The following is a 16,618-nucleotide window of genomic DNA, read 5'->3' on the forward strand; positions in this document are numbered from 1 at the left end:
ACCACGCGGGAATGGTTCCGCGCGACGTCTCACACCGCATTCTTGCTGCCGTTACCGATTCGTGTCACTCGCCTGTGGACAACTGCCCGCAGTATGTCGGTCTTACGGCCTTTCGGTGGCCTATTCGACAGCCGGCCGACAGCTTTCCACGACGGGGATCCGGGGCGCGCGTCCTGCTGCGCGAGGTCGGGGGAGGGGACGGGCGGCGGGTCAGGCCGGGTCGACCTCGCGCAGCAGGCCGGTGCGGACGTCGAAGACGAAACCGCGGACGTCGTCGGCGTGGAGCAGGAACGGCGAGGTGCGCACCCGCTGCATGGACTGCCGTACGTCCTGGTCGACGTCGCGGAAGGACTCCACCGCCCAGGCCGGGCGCTGGCCGACCTCCATCTCCAGCTCGGTGCGGAAGTCCTCGGTGAGGGCCTCCAGGCCGCAGCCGGTGTGGTGGATGAGGACGATGCTGCGGGTGCCGAGCTTGCGCTGGCTGATGGTCAGGGAGCGGATCACGTCATCGGTGACCACACCGCCCGCGTTGCGGATGGTGTGGCAGTCGCCGAGCTGCAGGCCCAGCGCCTTGTGCAGGTCCAGACGTGCGTCCATGCAGGCCACCACGGCCACGTGCAGCACGGGCCGGGCGTCCATTCCGGGGTCGGTGAAGGCATCGGCATAGGTGCGGTTGGCGTCGACCAGGCGATCCGTCACGGTGCCGTCCGTGGTTATGGCGCCTTCGGATCCAGTGGGAACTGCTGCGGAAGTCGTCATAGCCATGACGTTACTGGTCACGGCCGGTCACGGCCTCCTGTGAGAGGGGACAAAGAACGTCATCGTGGCTTGTTGTGAGCTAACCCACACGGAGGGCAAAGCGGGGCTGTACGGATGATTCCTTTCCAATTGCCGCCCCCGACGCGATGCCGTACGCGACGCGCAGGCCGGTTGATTGACCGCGCGACACGGTGGACTAAAGTGACGCGAAGCGGGAGGCGAGGCTCTCCCCGCTGGTGAAATCCCCTGGAGACCCCGGCACGGCGCCCGGGCCGTCTCCCCACGTGCGCGGCGCGCGTACCGAGCGGGCGGGGACCCGGCGGTGCGTCCCCCCGTGCCGGAACTGAGAGGCCCCCTTGAGCCAGAGTCGACACGTCCCGGTGATGCTCCAGCGGTGCCTGGATCTGCTGGCACCCGCCCTGGAGGCGCCCGGAAGCGTGGTCGTCGACTGCACCCTCGGTCTCGGCGGCCACAGCGAGGCGCTGCTGACCCGCTTCCCCGAGGCCCGCCTGGTCGCCCTGGACCGCGACAAGGAGGCCCTGCGCCTGTCCGGCGAGCGGCTCGCCCCCTTCGGTGACCGCGCCACCCTGGTGCACGCCGTCTACGACGAGCTCCCCGAGGTACTCGAACGCCTCGGCATCGCGCGCGTGCAGGGCGTGTTGTTCGACCTCGGGGTCTCCTCCATGCAGCTCGACGAGGCCGACCGCGGCTTCGCCTACGCCCAGGACGCGCCCCTGGACATGCGCATGGACCAGACGACCGGCATCAGCGCCGCCGAGGTCCTCAACACCTACCCGGCCGGCGACCTCGTCCGCATCCTGTACGCGTACGGCGAGGAGAAGCAGGCCAAGCGGATCGTCTCGGCGATCGTCCGGGAGCGCGCCAAGGAGCCGTTCACCAACAGCGCCCGGCTCGTCGAGCTGATCCGGGACTCGCTGCCGCAGGCCGCCAAGCGCACCGGCGGCAACCCCGCCAAGCGCACCTTCCAGGCCCTGCGCATCGAGGTCAACGGCGAACTCTCGGTCCTGGAAAGGGCGATCCCGGCCGCCGTGCAGGCCCTCGCGGTCGGCGGACGGATCGCGGTGCTGTCGTACCACTCGCTCGAAGACCGTCTGGTGAAGCAGGTGTTCGCGGCCGGTGCCGCCACCACCGCGCCGCCCGGGCTGCCGGTCGTGCCCGAGCAGTACCAGCCGCGGCTCAAGCTGCTCACGCGCGGTGCCGAACTTCCCACCGAGGAAGAGGTCGCCGAGAACCGCCGCGCCGCTCCGGCGCGTCTTCGTGGGGCCCAGCGGATCAGGGAGTCCATTGAATGAGCCGTGTGAGCGAGGGGACGCTGGGCACCCACCGGAGGACACGTGAGTAGGAAACCCGAGCTGAAGGGACGGGCCGCCCGGCTCGCCCGGCTCTTTCCGGCCGGCCGTGCCCGCCAGGCCGCCCGCACCCCGTTCGTCCTGCTCGTCGTGGTGCTCCTCGGCGGCGGCCTGATCGGCCTGCTGGTGCTGAACTCGGCGCTCAGCGAGGGCTCGTTCAGACTCGACGACCTGCAGAAGCAGACCAAGAACCTCACCGACGAGGAGCAGGCCCTGCAGCGGGACATCGACGCCTACTCCGCCCCTGACGCCCTCCAGCGCCGGGCCCGCGAGCTCGGCATGGTCCCCGGCGGCGACCCGGCCTTCCTCGGCCCCGACGGCACCGTGAAGGGCGTCCCCAGCCCGGCCGCCCTCCGGCAGACCACCGTGCCGCCCGCCCCCGAGGTCATCGGCACGCGGTCCACGGCCGCGCCCGCCCCGACGCCCACCGCCTCCGCGCCGGGGACGCCGGTGACGGTCCCCGCGCCGACGCCCACCCCGGCCCTCACGCCCGTGACATCCCCGACCCCGACCCCCGGCAGGTGACGGAAGTGCCCGACACTTCTGGAGACAGGCAGCCGCCGCGCCGCCGCGTGCCCGGCCCCGCCAAGCCGCCCCGCCCCCGGGACCCCAGGGGTACCGTCCGCAGCCGCTCCGGCCCCGGGCCCGGCGCCCGCCCGGTCCGCCGCCCGAGCACCCCGCGCTCCCCGGCCGCGCCCGCCCTGCGGCTCGGCAGCCCCCGCCCCCGGCTGCGCATGGTCGGCCTCGCCCTGACCCTCGTCCTGCTGGTCTTCGTCGGACGCCTCCTCCAGGTCCAGGCCGTCGACGCCGGCGCCTACGCGGCGAAGGCCGAGCTGAACCGGTACGTCGTGCACACCCTGGCCGCCGAGCGCGGCGGGATCACCGACCGCAACGGCGTGGCGCTGGCGATCAGCGAGGACGCGTACGACATCACGGCCGACCCCACGATGTTCACCAGCAAGCAGCTCAAGGTGGGCGACGGCCCCGAGCAGGCCGCCGCGCTGCTCGCCCCCATCCTCGGCAAGGACCAGGCCACCCTCGTCAAGCTGCTGCGGCCCGCGAACAAGGACCTGCGCTACGTCCGGCTCGCGACCCGGCAGACCCCGCAGGTCTGGAAGCAGATCAAGGACCTGAAGGCCGCGCTCACCGCCAAGGCCGGGACCGACAGCAACACCGTCAACGTGCTGGCCGGCGTCTTCGCCGACCCCAGCAGCCAGCGCGTGTACCCGAACGGCGACCTGGCCGCCGGGATACTGGGCTGGGTCAACGCCGAGGGCAAGGGCGGCGGCGGGATCGAGCAGCAGCTCGACAAGCAGCTGACCGGCAAGGACGGCAAGATCCGCTACGCCCAGTCCGGCGGCCGCGAGGTGCCCACCGCGGGCTCCACCGAGACCCCGGCCGTGCCCGGCTCCGACGTCGAGCTCACCATCGACCGCGACGTCCAGTGGGCCGCGCAGAACGCCATCACCGAGCAGGTCAAGAAGTCCAAGGCGGACCGCGGCTACGTGGTCGTCCAGGACACCAGGACCGGGCAGATCCTGGCGATGGCCAACTCGCCCGGCTTCGACCCGAACGACCTGTCGACGGCCGACTCCGCCGACATGGGCAACGCGGCCCTCCAGGACGCCTACGAGCCCGGCTCCACGGCCAAGGTGATGTCCATGGCGGCCGTACTGGAGGAGAACGCCGCCACCCCGCTCACCCACGTGGTGGTGCCCAACCGGCTGCACCGCGGCGACCGGCTCTTCAAGGACGACGTCGACCACGCGACCTGGTACCTCACGCTCAACGGCGTGCTCGCCAAGTCCAGCAACATCGGCACCATCCTCGCCACCGGCCAGCTCGGCAAGACCCAGGAACAGGCCAACCAGGTCCTCTACTCGTATCTGCGCAAGTTCGGCATCGGCAGCTACTCCGGGCTCGACTTCCCCGGTGAGACCAGGGGCATCCTGGCCGCGCCGAACAAGTGGTCGACCTCGCAGCAGTACACGATTCCTTTCGGCCAGGGCTTCTCCATCAACGCCATGCAGGCGGCCTCCGTCTACTCGACGATCGCCAACGGCGGGGTCCGCGTCGACCCGACCCTGGTGCGCGGCACCAAGGGCGCCGACGGCAACTTCACCCCGGCCGCACAGCCCCAGAAGACCCGCGTGATCAGTGCGAAGACGGCCAAGACCCTGGCCGAGATGCTGGAGTCCGTGGTGGACGACGAACAGGGCACCGGCGCCAAGGCGGCCATCCCCGGCTACAACGTCGCGGGCAAGACCGGCACCGCCAACCGAGTGGATCCGGCCACCGGCAAGTACCGCGGCTACACCTCGTCGTTCGCCGGCTTCGCGCCCGCGGACAACCCCCGCATCACCGTCTACTGCGCCATCCAGAACGCCACCTCCGGCAGCTACTTCGGCGGCCAGATCTGCGGCCCGATCTACAAGCAGGTGATGGAGTTCGCCCTCAAGACCCTCCAGATCCCGCCGACCGGTGCCAAGGCGGCGGACCTGCCCGTCGACTACAAGCCCTGACACAAGCCCCGACACAAGTCCTGATCAGCACCGCAGCGCTCTCGCACAGACCACCAGGAACGAGCTCGTGACAACGATCACCCCCGATCCCGGGAACCACGGCGCCCCGCGCCCCTCACTTCGCTCCCCGGCGGGTGCGCCCGGTACGCTCACCGCCGTGCCACATGCTGATCAGTCCCAAACCACCCAGGAGGGCGCTTCCGTGACATATCCGGGGCCGCCCAGGCCGGTTCAGATCTCCGCCACACCCCTCGCGGAGCTCGCCGACCAGCTGGGTGCCGCCGAGCCGGCCACCGCGGGCGACACCGCCGAGGTCACGGGCATCACCCATGACTCGCGCGCGGTCCGCCCCGGCGACCTGTACGCCGCCCTGCCGGGCGCCCGGCTGCACGGCGCCGACTTCGTCGCCCAGGCCGCCGGCCTCGGCGCGGTCGCCGTGCTGACCGACCCGACGGGCGCCGAGCGCGCCGCCGCGACCGGCCTGCCGGTCCTGGTCGTGGACGACCCGCGGGCGCGGATGGGCGAACTCGCGGCCACCATCTACGGCCGTCCCGGCAGCGACCTGCTCCAGCTCGGCATCACCGGCACGTCCGGCAAGACCACCACGGCCTACCTGGTCGAGGGTGGCCTGAAGTCGACCCGGAACACGGGGCTCATCGGCACGGTCGAGACGCGCATCGGCGACGAGCGCATCAAGTCCGAGCGCACCACCCCCGAGGCCACCGACCTCCAGGCGCTGTTCGCCGTCATGCGCGAGCGCGGCGTCGAGGCGGTCGCCATGGAGGTCTCCAGCCACGCCCTGGTCCTCGGCCGGGTCGACGGCTGTGTCTTCGACATCGCCGTCTTCACCAACCTCAGCCCGGAACACATGGAGTTCCACTCCGACATGGAGGACTACTACCGGGCCAAGGCGCAGCTGTTCACCCCGAAACGCAGCAGACGGGGTGTGGTCAACGTCGACGACGAGTACGGCCGCCGGCTCGCCCGGGAGGCCTCCGTCCCGGTCGTCACCTACTCCGCCGAGGGCCACCCCGACGCCGACTGGCGCGCCACCGACGTCCACATCGGCCCGATGGACTCGACGTTCACCGTCGTCGGGCCCGAGGACGTCCGGATCGCCGCCAAGTCGCCGCTGCCGGGTCCCTTCAACGTGGCGAACACCCTCGCCGCGATCGTCGCCCTCGCCGCCGCCGGCCTCGACCCGCAGACCGCCGCCGACGGCATCGCCGCCGTGCCGGGCGTGCCGGGCCGCCTGGAGCGCGTGGACGCCGGACAGCCCTACCTCGCGGTCGTCGACTACGCCCACAAGACGGACGCCGTCGAGTCGGTCCTGCGCGCCCTGCGCAAGGTCACCAAGGGCCGGCTGCTGATCGTCCTCGGCTGCGGCGGCGACCGTGACCGCACCAAGCGGGCCCCGATGGGCGCCGCGGCGGCCCGGCTCGCCGACACGGCCGTACTCACCTCCGACAACCCCCGCTCCGAGGACCCCCTCGCCATCCTCGCGACCATGCTCGAAGGCGCCGCCTCGGTGCCCGCCCACGAGCGCGGCGAGGTGCTCCTCTTCGAGGACCGGGCCGCCGCGATCCGAGCCGCCGTCGCCCGCGCGCACCCCGGCGACACGGTGCTGGTCGCCGGCAAGGGCCATGAGCAGGGCCAGGACATCGCCGGCGTGATCCGCCCCTTCGACGACCGCCAGGTCCTCCGCGAAGCCATCCAGAAGACCCAGGGATGAAAATCCAGAAGACCCAGGGGATGAACTTGTGATCGCCCTCTCTCTCGCCGAGATCGCAGAAGTCGTCGGCGGGCAGACGCACGACATACCGGATCCGTCCGTCCAGGTCACCGGGGAGGTCGTCCGGGACTCCCGCGAGGCGGGACCGGGCAGCCTGTTCGCCGCCTTCGTGGGCGAGCGGGTCGACGGCCACGACTACGCGGCCCAGGTCGTCGGGCAGGGCGCGGTCGCCGTACTGGCGTCGCGCCCCGTCGGCGTGCCCGCGATCGTCGTGGACGACGTCCAGAGGGCCCTCGGCGCCCTGGCCCGTCATGTCGTACGACGGCTCGGCGCGACCCTCGTCGCCCTCACCGGCTCGGCCGGCAAGACCAGTACCAAGGACCTCGTCGCCCAGGTGCTGCGCACCAAGGCGCCGACCGTGTTCACGCCCGGCTCGTTCAACAACGAGATCGGGCTGCCGCTGACCGCCCTGTCCGCCACCGAGGAGACGAAGTTCCTGGTGCTGGAGATGGGGGCCCGCGGCATCGGCCACATCCGGTACCTGACGGATCTGACGCCCCCGAAGATCGGCCTGGTCCTCAACGTGGGCACCGCCCACATCGGCGAGTTCGGCGGCCGGGAGCAGATCGCCCAGGCGAAGGGCGAGTTGGTGGAGGCGCTGCCGGCCGCCGAGCACGGCGGGGTCGCGATCCTCAACGCCGACGACCCGCTGGTGCGGGCCATGGCCTCCCGTACCCAGGCGAAGGTGGTCCTTTTCGGAGAGTCGGCCGAAGCGGACGTACGGGCCGAGAACGTACGACTCACGGACACGGGACAGCCCGCGTTCAGCCTTCACACACCCTCCGGTGCAAGCGATGTGACCATGCGCCTGTACGGTGAGCACCACGTGTCGAACGCGCTCGCCGCGGCCGCCGTCGCCCATGAGCTGGGCATGTCCGCGGAAGAGATCGCCACCGCGCTCTCCGAGGCTGGCTCCCTCTCCCGCTGGCGTATGGAGGTCACCGAGCGCCCGGACGGCGTGACCATCGTCAACGACGCCTACAACGCCAACCCCGAGTCCATGCGAGCCGCGCTGCGCGCGCTCGCGGCCATGGGCACAGCCTCACAGGCCAAGGGGGGACGCACGTGGGCGGTGCTCGGCAAGATGGCCGAGCTCGGGGACGAGGCGCTCGCCGAGCACGACGCGGTCGGACGGCTCGCCGTCCGGCTCAATGTCGGCAAGCTCGTCGCCGTCGGGGGGGTGGAAGCCTCCTGGCTGCAACTGGGCGCATATAACGAGGGTTCGTGGGGTGAGGAGTCGGTGCACGTGTCCGACGCACAGGCGGCGGTCGACCTGTTGCGCAGCGAGTTGCGCCCGGGGGATGTCGTCCTCGTGAAGGCGTCACGTTCGGTGGGCCTGGAGAGCGTTGCGCAGGCGCTCCTGGAGGCCGGTGCCGAGGGTGTTGATGCCCGATGATGAAGCAGATCCTGTTCTCGGGTGTCATCGGTCTCTTCCTGACGCTGATCGGCACCCCGCTGCTGATCAAGCTCCTCGCCCGCAAGGGCTACGGGCAGTACATCCGTGACGACGGCCCGCGCGAGCACGCCAGCAAGCGCGGTACGCCGACGATGGGCGGTATCGCCTTCATCCTGTCGACGGTCGCCGCCTACTTCCTGTCCAAGGTGATCACCGGCTACACCCCGACGTACTCGGGTGTGCTGGTGCTCGGCCTGATGTGCGGGATGGGCCTGGTCGGCTTCCTGGACGACTACATCAAGATCGTCAAGCGGCGTTCGCTGGGCCTCAGGGCCAAGGCGAAGATGGCCGGCCAGCTGATCGTCGGCATCTCCTTCGCGGTGCTCTCGCTGCAGTTCGCCGACGCCCGCGGCAACACCCCGGCGTCCACGAAGCTGTCGTTCATCACGGACTTCGGCTGGTCCATCGGCCCGGTGCTGTTCGTGGTCTGGGCGCTGTTCATGATCCTGGCGATGTCGAACGGCGTGAACCTGACGGACGGTCTGGACGGCCTGGCCACCGGCGCCTCGGTGCTCGTCTTCGGCGCCTACACGTTCATCGGCGTCTGGCAGTTCCAGGAGTCCTGCGCCAACGCGACGACCCTGACCAACCCCAACGCCTGCTACGAGGTGCGCGATCCGCTGGACCTCGCGGTCATCGCCTCCGCGCTGATGGGTTCCTGCCTCGGCTTCCTGTGGTGGAACACCTCGCCGGCCAAGATCTTCATGGGCGACACCGGTTCGCTGGCGCTCGGCGGTGTCCTCACGGGCCTGGCGATCCTGTCCCGTACGGAAATCCTCGTGGCCATCATGGGCGGTCTGTTCGTCCTCATCACCATGTCGGTCGTCATCCAGGTCGGCTCCTTCAAGCTCACCGGCAAGCGTGTCTTCCGGATGGCACCACTCCAGCACCACTTCGAACTCAAGGGCTGGTCCGAGGTACTTGTGGTGGTCCGCTTCTGGATCATTCAAGGTATCTGTGTGATTGTCGGACTTGGCCTCTTCTATGCGGGATGGGCAGCGGACAAGTGACCTCCTCGGTGTCCCCGGAACTCCAGGGCAAGCACGTCACCGTCGCCGGGCTGGGCGTCTCCGGCGTCCCGGCCGCGAAGGTGCTGCACGCGCGCGGCGCGATCGTCACGGTCGTCAACGACGGCGACGACGCACGCGCGCGTGAACAGGCCGCGGAGCTGGAGGCGCTCGGCATCACCGTGCGCCTCGGTGACGGCGCCACCCTGCCCGAGGGCACCGAGCTGATCGTCACCGCGCCCGGCTGGAAGCCGGACAAGCCGCTGTTCACGGCGGCCCGCGCGGCCGGCGTCGACATCTGGGGGGATGTCGAGCTGGCCTGGCGGCTCCGCGGCCCCGACGCCGCTCCCTGGCTGGCCGTCACCGGCACCAACGGCAAGACCACCACCGTCCAGATGCTGGCGTCGATCCTGAAGGCCGCCGGCCTGCGCACGGCCGCCGTCGGCAACATCGGCGTCTCGCTGCTCGACGCGGTCCTCGGCGACGAGGAGTACGACGTCCTGGCGGTGGAGCTGTCGAGCTACCAGCTGCACTGGGCGCCCTCGCTGCGCGCCCACTCGGCGGCCGTGCTCAACCTCGCCCCGGACCACCTGGACTGGCACGGCTCCATGGAGGCGTACGCCAAGGACAAGGGCCGTATCTACGAGGGCAACCGGGTCGCCTGCGTCTACAACGTCGCCGACAAGCTCACCGAGGAGCTGGTCCGGGAGGCCGACGTGGAGGAGGGGTGCCGGGCCATCGGCTTCACCCTCGGCACCCCGGGGCCGTCCCAACTCGGTGTCGTGGACGGCATCCTGGTCGACCGGGCCTTCGTCGAGAACCGGCACAAGAACGCCCAGGAGCTGGCCGAGGTCTCCGACGTCAACCCGCCGGCCCCGCACAACATCGCCAACGCCCTGGCGGCGGCGGCCCTCGCGCGGGCCTTCGGGGTGCCTCCGACGGCCGTACGGGACGGGCTGCGCGCCTTCACCCCGGACGCCCACCGCATCGCGCACGTGGCCGACGTGGACGGGGTCGCCTACATCGACGACTCCAAGGCCACCAACACGCACGCGGCGGAGGCCTCGTTGGCGTCGTACGAGTCGATCGTGTGGATCGCGGGCGGTCTGGCGAAGGGCGCGACCTTCGACGAGCTGGTCGCCAAGTCGGCGAAGCGGCTTCGCGGGGTGGTGCTCATCGGCGCCGATCGCGCCCTCATCCGGGACGCCCTGGCGCGACACGCGCCGGAGGTACCCGTCGTCGACCTCGACCGGACCGACACTGGGGCGATGCTCGCGGCGGTCCAGGAGGCCCGGCGGCTGGCGGTCGAGGGCGACACGGTGCTCCTCGCCCCCGCCTGTGCCTCCATGGACATGTTCGCCAACTACAACAAGCGCGGTGACGCGTTCGCCCAGGCTGTTCGCGGACTCGGAGCCTGACCCGGCCGCCTGCCGGGCGACCATGGGAGGGACGCGTGGGACGGTCGACGTTCAGCGGAGGCGCTGATGCCCGGTAGCCGTACCGGCCGCCCGCCCGTACAGCGAGCGGTCCGCAGGCCCGCCGCCTCCCGCTCGCGGCGGGACAACCCGCTGCGGCGGCTCTACACCCGCGCCCAGCGGGCCTGGGACCGGCCGCTGACCGCCTACTACCTGATCCTCGGCGGCAGCCTGCTGATCATCGTGCTGGGTCTGGTGATGGTCTACTCGGCGTCCCAGATCACCGCGCTGCAGATGTCGCTGCCGGGCTCGTTCTTCTTCCGTAAACAGTTCCTGGCCGCGTGCATCGGCGGCGTGCTGCTGCTCGTCGCCTCCCGGATGCCGGTGAAACTGCACCGGGCGCTCGCCTACCCGATCCTCGCCGGAGCCGTCTTCATGATGGCGCTGGTGCAGGTGCCGGGGATAGGGATGTCGGTCAACGGCAACCAGAACTGGATCTCCCTGGGCGGCTCCTTCCAGATCCAGCCCAGCGAGTTCGGCAAGCTGGCCCTGGTGCTCTGGGGCGCCGACCTGATGGCGCGCAAACAGGAGAAGCGGCTGCTGACCCAGTGGAAGCACATGCTGGTGCCGCTGGTCCCGGTCAGCTTCCTGCTGCTCGGGCTGATCATGCTCGGCGGCGACATGGGTACGGCGATCATCCTGACGGCGATCCTGTTCGGCCTGCTGTGGCTGGCGGGGGCGCCGACCCGGCTGTTCGCCGGGGTGCTGTCCATCGCGGGCGTGCTCGGGGTGATCCTCATCAAGACCAGCCCCAACCGCATGGCCCGGCTCGCCTGCATCGGCGCCACCGAGCCCAAGACCGGCGTCGCCGACTGCTGGCAGGCGGTGCACGGCATCTACGCCCTGGCCAGCGGCGGGCTCTTCGGATCCGGGCTCGGCGCGAGTGTGGAAAAATGGGGGCAACTCCCCGAAGCCCACACCGACTTCATCTTCGCCGTCACCGGTGAGGAACTGGGCCTCGCGGGGACGCTGTCGGTACTGGCCCTCTTCGCGGCTCTAGGCTATGCGGGTATCCGCGTGGCCGGATGCACGGAGGATCCCTTCGTGAGGTACGCCGCGGGAGGCGTGACCACCTGGATCACCGCCCAGGCGGTGATCAACATCGGTGCGGTGCTCGGCCTGCTGCCGATCGCCGGCGTCCCCCTCCCGCTGTTCTCCTACGGAGGCTCCGCCCTGCTGCCGACCATGTTCGCCATCGGGCTGCTGATCGCCTTCGCACGCGACGAGCCCGCTGCGCGGGCGGCGCTTGCGATGCGGCAACCTCGCTTTGGTAGAAAGCGGGGGGCCGGGGGTCCTCGGGGACCTCGGAGATGGAACACGATGCGACGGCGCGCCTCGGCGGCGCGCTCGTCCGGAGAGCGGTGAATTTCGGTGCATGTCGTACTCGCTGGTGGGGGGACCGCCGGCCACATCGAGCCCGCGCTCGCCCTCGCGGACGCCCTGCGCAGGCAGGACCCCACCGTGGGGATCACGGCCCTGGGCACGGAACGCGGCCTGGAGACCACGCTCGTCCCGCAGCGGGGCTATGAGCTGGCGCTGATCCCGGCGGTTCCGCTGCCCCGGAGGCCCACTCCCGAGCTGATCACCGTCCCCGGCCGGCTGCGCGGCACCATCAAGGCCGCCGAGCAGGTCCTGGAGCGCACCAAGGCGGACTGCGTCGTCGGCTTCGGCGGCTATGTCGCCCTGCCCGGCTACCTCGCCGCCAAGCGCCTCGGCGTGCCGATCGTGATCCACGAGGCCAACGCCCGCCCCGGCCTCGCCAACAAGATCGGCTCCCGGTACGCGGCCGCCGTCGCGGTCTCCACCCCGGACAGCAAGCTGCGCGACGCCCGTTACATCGGCATCCCGCTGCGCCGCTCCATCTCCCTCCTGGACCGGGCCGCCGCCCGTCCCGAGGCCCGGCACCGCTTCGGCCTGGACCCCAACCTGCCCACGCTGCTGGTCTCCGGCGGCTCCCAGGGCGCCCGCCGGCTCAACGAGGTCGTCCAGCAGGTCGCCCCCTGGCTCCAGCAGGCCGGCATCCAGATCCTGCACGCGGTCGGCCCGAAGAACGAACTGCCGCAGGTGCACCAGATGCCGGGAATGCCCCCCTATATCCCGGTAAGTTACCTGGACCGGATGGACCTCGCGTACGCCGCCGCCGACATGATGCTCTGCCGCGCGGGCGCGATGACCGTCGCCGAACTCTCCGCCGTCGGGCTCCCGGCCGCCTACGTCCCGCTGCCCATCGGCAACGGCGAACAGCGCCTGAACGCCCAGCCGGTGGTCAAGGCCGGCGGCGGCCTCCTGGTCGACGACGCGGAGCTCACCCCGGAGTGGGTGCAGCAGAACGTCCTGCCCGTGCTCGCCGACCCCCACCGGCTGTACGAGATGTCCCGCGCGGCAAGCGAGTTCGGCCGCCGGGACGCCGACGACCTGCTCGTCGGCATGGTGTACGAGGCGATCGCCTCAAGCCGCTAGGACTGTATGACGAAAGGCAAGTGAGCAGCGTGGCCGGACCGACCACCACCGCCGAACGCGGTGAACGCCAGCGGGAGTCGTCCGGCCCGCCGCTCCTTCGGCGGCTGCGCAACCGCCGCTTTCGTAAGATCGTCATTCTGGCCCTCGCCGTGGTGCTCCTCGGATCCGGTTCCGTCTGGCTGTTGTACGGCTCTCCATGGCTGCGCGTTCGGCACGTCTCCGTGTCCGGTACGGCCGTTCTGACGCCGGAGCAGGTCCTGGAGGCCGCCGACGTCCCGGTCGGGGCTCCGATGATCTCCGTGGACACGGACGGCATCGAGGCCCGGCTGCGCCGGAGACTGCCCCGGATCGACGTGGTCGACGTCGTCCGTTCCTGGCCCCGTGGAATCGGGCTGAAAATCACCGAGCGCACCCCGGTTCTGCTCATCGGAAAGGGCGGAAACTTCACCGAAGTGGACAAGGAAGGCGTCCGGTTCGCGACGGTTTCGCAGGCACCGAAAGGCGTTCCGGCGCTGGAATTGAGTCTGTCCCGATCGGGTTCGGCCACCGCGAGCCTGCGCCGCTTCGGCACCGACCGGCTGGTGCGGGAGGCGGTCCAGGTCGCGGGCGCCATTCCGGCCGCCGTCCGCCGGGACACCGCGACCCTCAAGGTCCGTTCCTACGACGACATCTCGCTGGAGTTGAGCGGCAGGCGCACCGTCGAGTGGGGGAGTGCCGAGAACGGCGCCGCCAAGGCGCGTACTCTCACCGCACTCATGAAAGCCGCTTCCGGTGCCCGGCACTTCGACGTGAGCGTTCCCACCGCCCCCGCGTCATCGGCGAGTTGACGCACATCAGCGCAGGCCAGCACCCTGGTTGGGCACCGCTATGGCTGATCACATAGGGTGAAAAGAAAAACGGGAGGTTCGGCGTGTTCGTTGAACGGGCGCCACTTGTCGACTTAGTGTCCTGTTCAGAAGACTCCAGGGAACAGACACACTGGTAACCCTAAACTTCAGGCTTAGGGTTCGGGTCGGCGCTACGGACCGTCCCATTCGGCATCTGCCGTCCCCGCGCGGGGCACCGCTCGTGGACGGCGACGTTAATTCGAGGCGAGAGGCCTTCGACGTGGCAGCACCGCAGAACTACCTCGCAGTCATCAAGGTCATCGGTGTCGGCGGCGGTGGTGTCAATGCCATCAACCGGATGATCGAGGTCGGCCTCAAGGGCGTCGAGTTCATCGCCATCAACACCGACGCGCAGGCGCTGTTGATGAGCGACGCCGACGTCAAGCTCGACGTCGGCCGTGAACTCACCCGCGGGCTCGGCGCCGGCGCCAACCCGGCCGTCGGCCGCAAGGCCGCCGAGGACCACCGCGAGGAGATCGAGGAGGTCCTCAAGGGGGCCGACATGGTCTTCGTGACGGCCGGCGAGGGCGGCGGCACCGGCACCGGCGGCGCGCCCGTCGTGGCCAACATCGCGCGCTCGCTGGGCGCCCTCACCATCGGCGTGGTCACCCGCCCGTTCACCTTCGAGGGACGGCGCCGGGCCAACCAGGCCGAGGACGGCATCGCGGAGCTCCGCGAAGAGGTCGACACCCTCATCGTCATCCCGAACGACCGGCTGCTGTCCATCTCGGACCGCCAGGTCTCGGTGCTCGACGCCTTCAAGTCGGCCGACCAGGTCCTGCTCTCCGGTGTCCAGGGCATCACCGACCTCATCACCACGCCCGGTCTCATCAACCTCGACTTCGCCGACGTGAAGTCGGTCATGTCCGAGGCCGGTTCGGCCCTCATGGGCATCGGCTCGGCCCGTGGCGACGACCGCGCGGTGGCCGCCGCCGAGATGGCGATCTCCTCGCCGCTCCTGGAGGCCTCCATCGACGGCGCCCGAGGCGTGCTGCTCTCCATCTCCGGCGGCTCCGACCTCGGCCTGTTCGAGATCAACGAGGCCGCCCAGCTGGTCAGCGAGGCCGCCCACCCCGAGGCCAACATCATCTTCGGCGCGGTCATCGACGACGCCCTGGGCGACGAGGTCCGGGTCACCGTCATCGCGGCCGGCTTCGACGGGGGCCAGCCCCCGGCCCGCCGGGACAACGTGCTCGGCTCCTCCTCGGCCTCCACCCGCCGCGACGAGCCGACTCCGGTACGGCAGCCCGAGTCCCGCCCGTCCTTCGGCTCGCTCGGCAGCGTGACCCCCAAGGAGGAGCCGGAGCCGGCGCCCGAGCCGGTCGCCGACATCCCGGTCGCCCCGCCGGTCCCGCCGTCGCGTTCCTACTCGGACAGCGCGGCCGAGGAACTGGACGTACCGGACTTCCTCAAGTGATCCTTACGACGTGATAGGACAGCGCGAGACCGTGAGCGGCGCGCACTTCGCTTTCACCGACCGGTGGGGCGGGGTGAGCGCCGCTCCGTACGAGCAGCTCAACCTGGGCGGGGCGGTCGGCGACGACCCCGAGGCGGTACGGACCAACCGGGACGTCGCCGCCAAGTCGTTCGGCCTCGATCCGGCGGACGTGGTCTGGATGAACCAGGTGCACTCCGCCGAGGTGGCCGTCGTGGACGGTCCCTGGGGAAAGCGGCCGGTGCCGGAGGCGGACGCGGTCGTCACCGCGCGGCGGGGGCTCGCCCTCGCGGTACTCACCGCCGACTGCACCCCGGTCCTGCTCGCCGACCCGGTCGCCGGAGTGGTGGCCGCCGCCCACGCGGGCCGGCCCGGCATGGTCGCCGGAGTCGTTCCCGCCGCCGTACGCGCCATGACGGAACTCGGCGCCGACCCGGCCCGGATCGTCGCCCGCACCGGTCCCGCCGTCTGTGGCCGGTGCTACGAGGTGCCGGAGGCGATGCGCGCCGAGGTGGCCGCCGTCGAGCCGGCGGCGCACGCCGAAACCAGCTGGGGCACACCGGCGGTCGACGTGAGCGCCGGAGTGCACGCACAGCTGGCGCGCGCCGGGGTGCACGACCGAGTGCAGTCGCCGGTGTGCACGCGGGAGTCGGCTGATCACTTCTCGTACCGCCGCGACCGCACCACCGGGCGGCTCGCGGGCTATGTGTGGCTGGACTGATGGGGCATGACGGACCGTAAGACCGAACTCGCCGCGAACCTGGCGAAAGTGGAGGAGCGCATCGCCGCCGCCTGCGCGGCGGCCGGGCGCAAGCGTGAAGAGGTGACCCTGATCGTGGTCACCAAGACCTACCCGGCGAGCGATGTGCGGATCCTGTCCGGACTCGGTGTGCGCCAGGTCGCCGAGAACCGGGACCAGGACGCGGCTCCCAAGGCCGCCGAATGTGTGGATCTGCCCCTCACCTGGCATTTTGTTGGTCAATTGCAGACCAACAAGGTGCGATCCGTGGTGGGTTACGCGGACCTCGTGCAGTCCGTCGACCGTTCCAGGCTCGTCGGGGCACTGTCCAGGGAGGCGGTGCGGGCCGGGCGCGAGGTGGGGTGCCTCCTCCAGGTCGCGCTCGACGCGGGTGCGAGCGAGCGGGGCGAGCGCGGTGGCGTGGCGCCGGGCGGAATCGAAGAGTTGGGCGACCTCGTCGCCGGCTCGCCGGGGCTGCGGCTCGACGGACTGATGACCGTCGCTCCGCTCACCGGGGAGTACGCGGGGCGCCAACGTGCGGCGTTCGATCGGTTGATGGATTTGTCGACTGACCTGCGCCGAGCCCATCCGACTGCGAACATGGTCTCCGCAGGGATGAGTGCGGACCTCGAGGAGGCAGTGGCGGCCGGGGCGACACATGTACGCGTCGGCACTGCGGTACTCGGAGTCCGCCCCAGGCTCGGGTAACGTCGCCA

Annotated in this window: 14 protein-coding genes; 13 read left to right on the plus strand and 1 reads right to left on the minus strand. The window is 70.8% G+C overall.

The annotated features are described in order from the left end of the window. Positions 1-210 precede the first annotated feature (210 nt). Complete coding sequence (locus ACGFZS_RS04305) at positions 211-759, minus strand: carbonic anhydrase (protein WP_365680351.1); 549 nt, start codon at positions 757-759, stop codon at positions 211-213. 356 nt (positions 760-1,115) lie between these two features. Here ACGFZS_RS04305 and rsmH point away from each other — a divergent pair, with 356 nt between their 5' ends. The 13 genes from rsmH (at position 1,116) to ACGFZS_RS04370 (ending at position 16,610) form a co-directional block, all read left to right on the plus strand. After that, positions 1,116-2,072: a 16S rRNA (cytosine(1402)-N(4))-methyltransferase RsmH gene (rsmH, locus tag ACGFZS_RS04310; protein WP_365680353.1), complete on the plus strand. Its 957-nt coding sequence runs from the start codon at positions 1,116-1,118 to the stop codon at positions 2,070-2,072. 42 nt (positions 2,073-2,114) lie between these two features. Beyond that, on the plus strand, positions 2,115-2,654 hold the full coding sequence (locus tag ACGFZS_RS04315; protein WP_393793819.1) for a septum formation initiator family protein: 540 nt from the start codon (positions 2,115-2,117) through the stop codon (positions 2,652-2,654). Positions 2,655-2,659: 5 nt separating this feature from the next. Next, the gene (locus tag ACGFZS_RS04320) at positions 2,660-4,651 is read left to right on the plus strand and encodes a penicillin-binding transpeptidase domain-containing protein (protein ID WP_393793820.1); all 1,992 of its coding nucleotides are present in this window, start codon (positions 2,660-2,662) and stop codon (positions 4,649-4,651) included. A gap of 67 nt (positions 4,652-4,718) precedes the next feature. Next, positions 4,719-6,383: a UDP-N-acetylmuramoyl-L-alanyl-D-glutamate--2,6-diaminopimelate ligase gene (locus ACGFZS_RS04325; protein WP_393793821.1), complete on the plus strand. Its 1,665-nt coding sequence runs from the start codon at positions 4,719-4,721 to the stop codon at positions 6,381-6,383. A gap of 28 nt (positions 6,384-6,411) precedes the next feature. Next, positions 6,412-7,839, plus strand: a complete 1,428-nt coding sequence (gene murF, locus ACGFZS_RS04330) for a UDP-N-acetylmuramoyl-tripeptide--D-alanyl-D-alanine ligase (protein ID WP_393793822.1) — start codon at positions 6,412-6,414, stop codon at positions 7,837-7,839. Then, positions 7,839-8,909 (plus strand): phospho-N-acetylmuramoyl-pentapeptide-transferase, encoded by a 1,071-nt coding sequence (gene mraY, locus ACGFZS_RS04335; RefSeq protein WP_355708256.1) that lies wholly within the window; start codon positions 7,839-7,841, stop codon positions 8,907-8,909. The genes murF and mraY overlap by 1 nt, the downstream gene beginning before the upstream one ends. Then, positions 8,891-10,324: a UDP-N-acetylmuramoyl-L-alanine--D-glutamate ligase gene (gene murD, locus ACGFZS_RS04340; RefSeq protein ID WP_393793823.1), complete on the plus strand. Its 1,434-nt coding sequence runs from the start codon at positions 8,891-8,893 to the stop codon at positions 10,322-10,324. The genes mraY and murD overlap by 19 nt, the downstream gene beginning before the upstream one ends. Positions 10,325-10,390: 66 nt before the next feature. Further along, a complete protein-coding gene (ftsW, locus tag ACGFZS_RS04345) occupies positions 10,391-11,746 on the plus strand; it encodes a putative lipid II flippase FtsW (RefSeq protein ID WP_365680366.1) in 1,356 nt (451 codons plus the stop codon). A 6-nt stretch (positions 11,747-11,752) separates the two neighbouring features. Then, complete coding sequence (gene murG / locus ACGFZS_RS04350) at positions 11,753-12,841, plus strand: undecaprenyldiphospho-muramoylpentapeptide beta-N-acetylglucosaminyltransferase (protein WP_365680368.1); 1,089 nt, start codon at positions 11,753-11,755, stop codon at positions 12,839-12,841. Positions 12,842-12,870: 29 nt separating this feature from the next. Continuing rightward, the gene (locus tag ACGFZS_RS04355) at positions 12,871-13,668 is read left to right on the plus strand and encodes a cell division protein FtsQ/DivIB (RefSeq protein WP_393794116.1); all 798 of its coding nucleotides are present in this window, start codon (positions 12,871-12,873) and stop codon (positions 13,666-13,668) included. Positions 13,669-13,948: 280 nt separating this feature from the next. After that, on the plus strand, positions 13,949-15,145 hold the full coding sequence (gene ftsZ, locus ACGFZS_RS04360) for a cell division protein FtsZ (RefSeq protein WP_365680370.1): 1,197 nt from the start codon (positions 13,949-13,951) through the stop codon (positions 15,143-15,145). A gap of 10 nt (positions 15,146-15,155) precedes the next feature. Next, positions 15,156-15,884, plus strand: a complete 729-nt coding sequence (gene pgeF / locus ACGFZS_RS04365; protein ID WP_393793824.1) for a peptidoglycan editing factor PgeF — start codon at positions 15,156-15,158, stop codon at positions 15,882-15,884. Between the two features lie 6 nt (positions 15,885-15,890). Further along, positions 15,891-16,610, plus strand: a complete 720-nt coding sequence (locus tag ACGFZS_RS04370; RefSeq protein ID WP_393793825.1) for a YggS family pyridoxal phosphate-dependent enzyme — start codon at positions 15,891-15,893, stop codon at positions 16,608-16,610. The last annotated feature ends 8 nt before the right edge of the window (positions 16,611-16,618 follow it).

The organism is Streptomyces sp. NPDC048288 (assembly GCF_043201555.1).
Classification (GTDB): domain Bacteria; phylum Actinomycetota; class Actinomycetes; order Streptomycetales; family Streptomycetaceae; genus Streptomyces.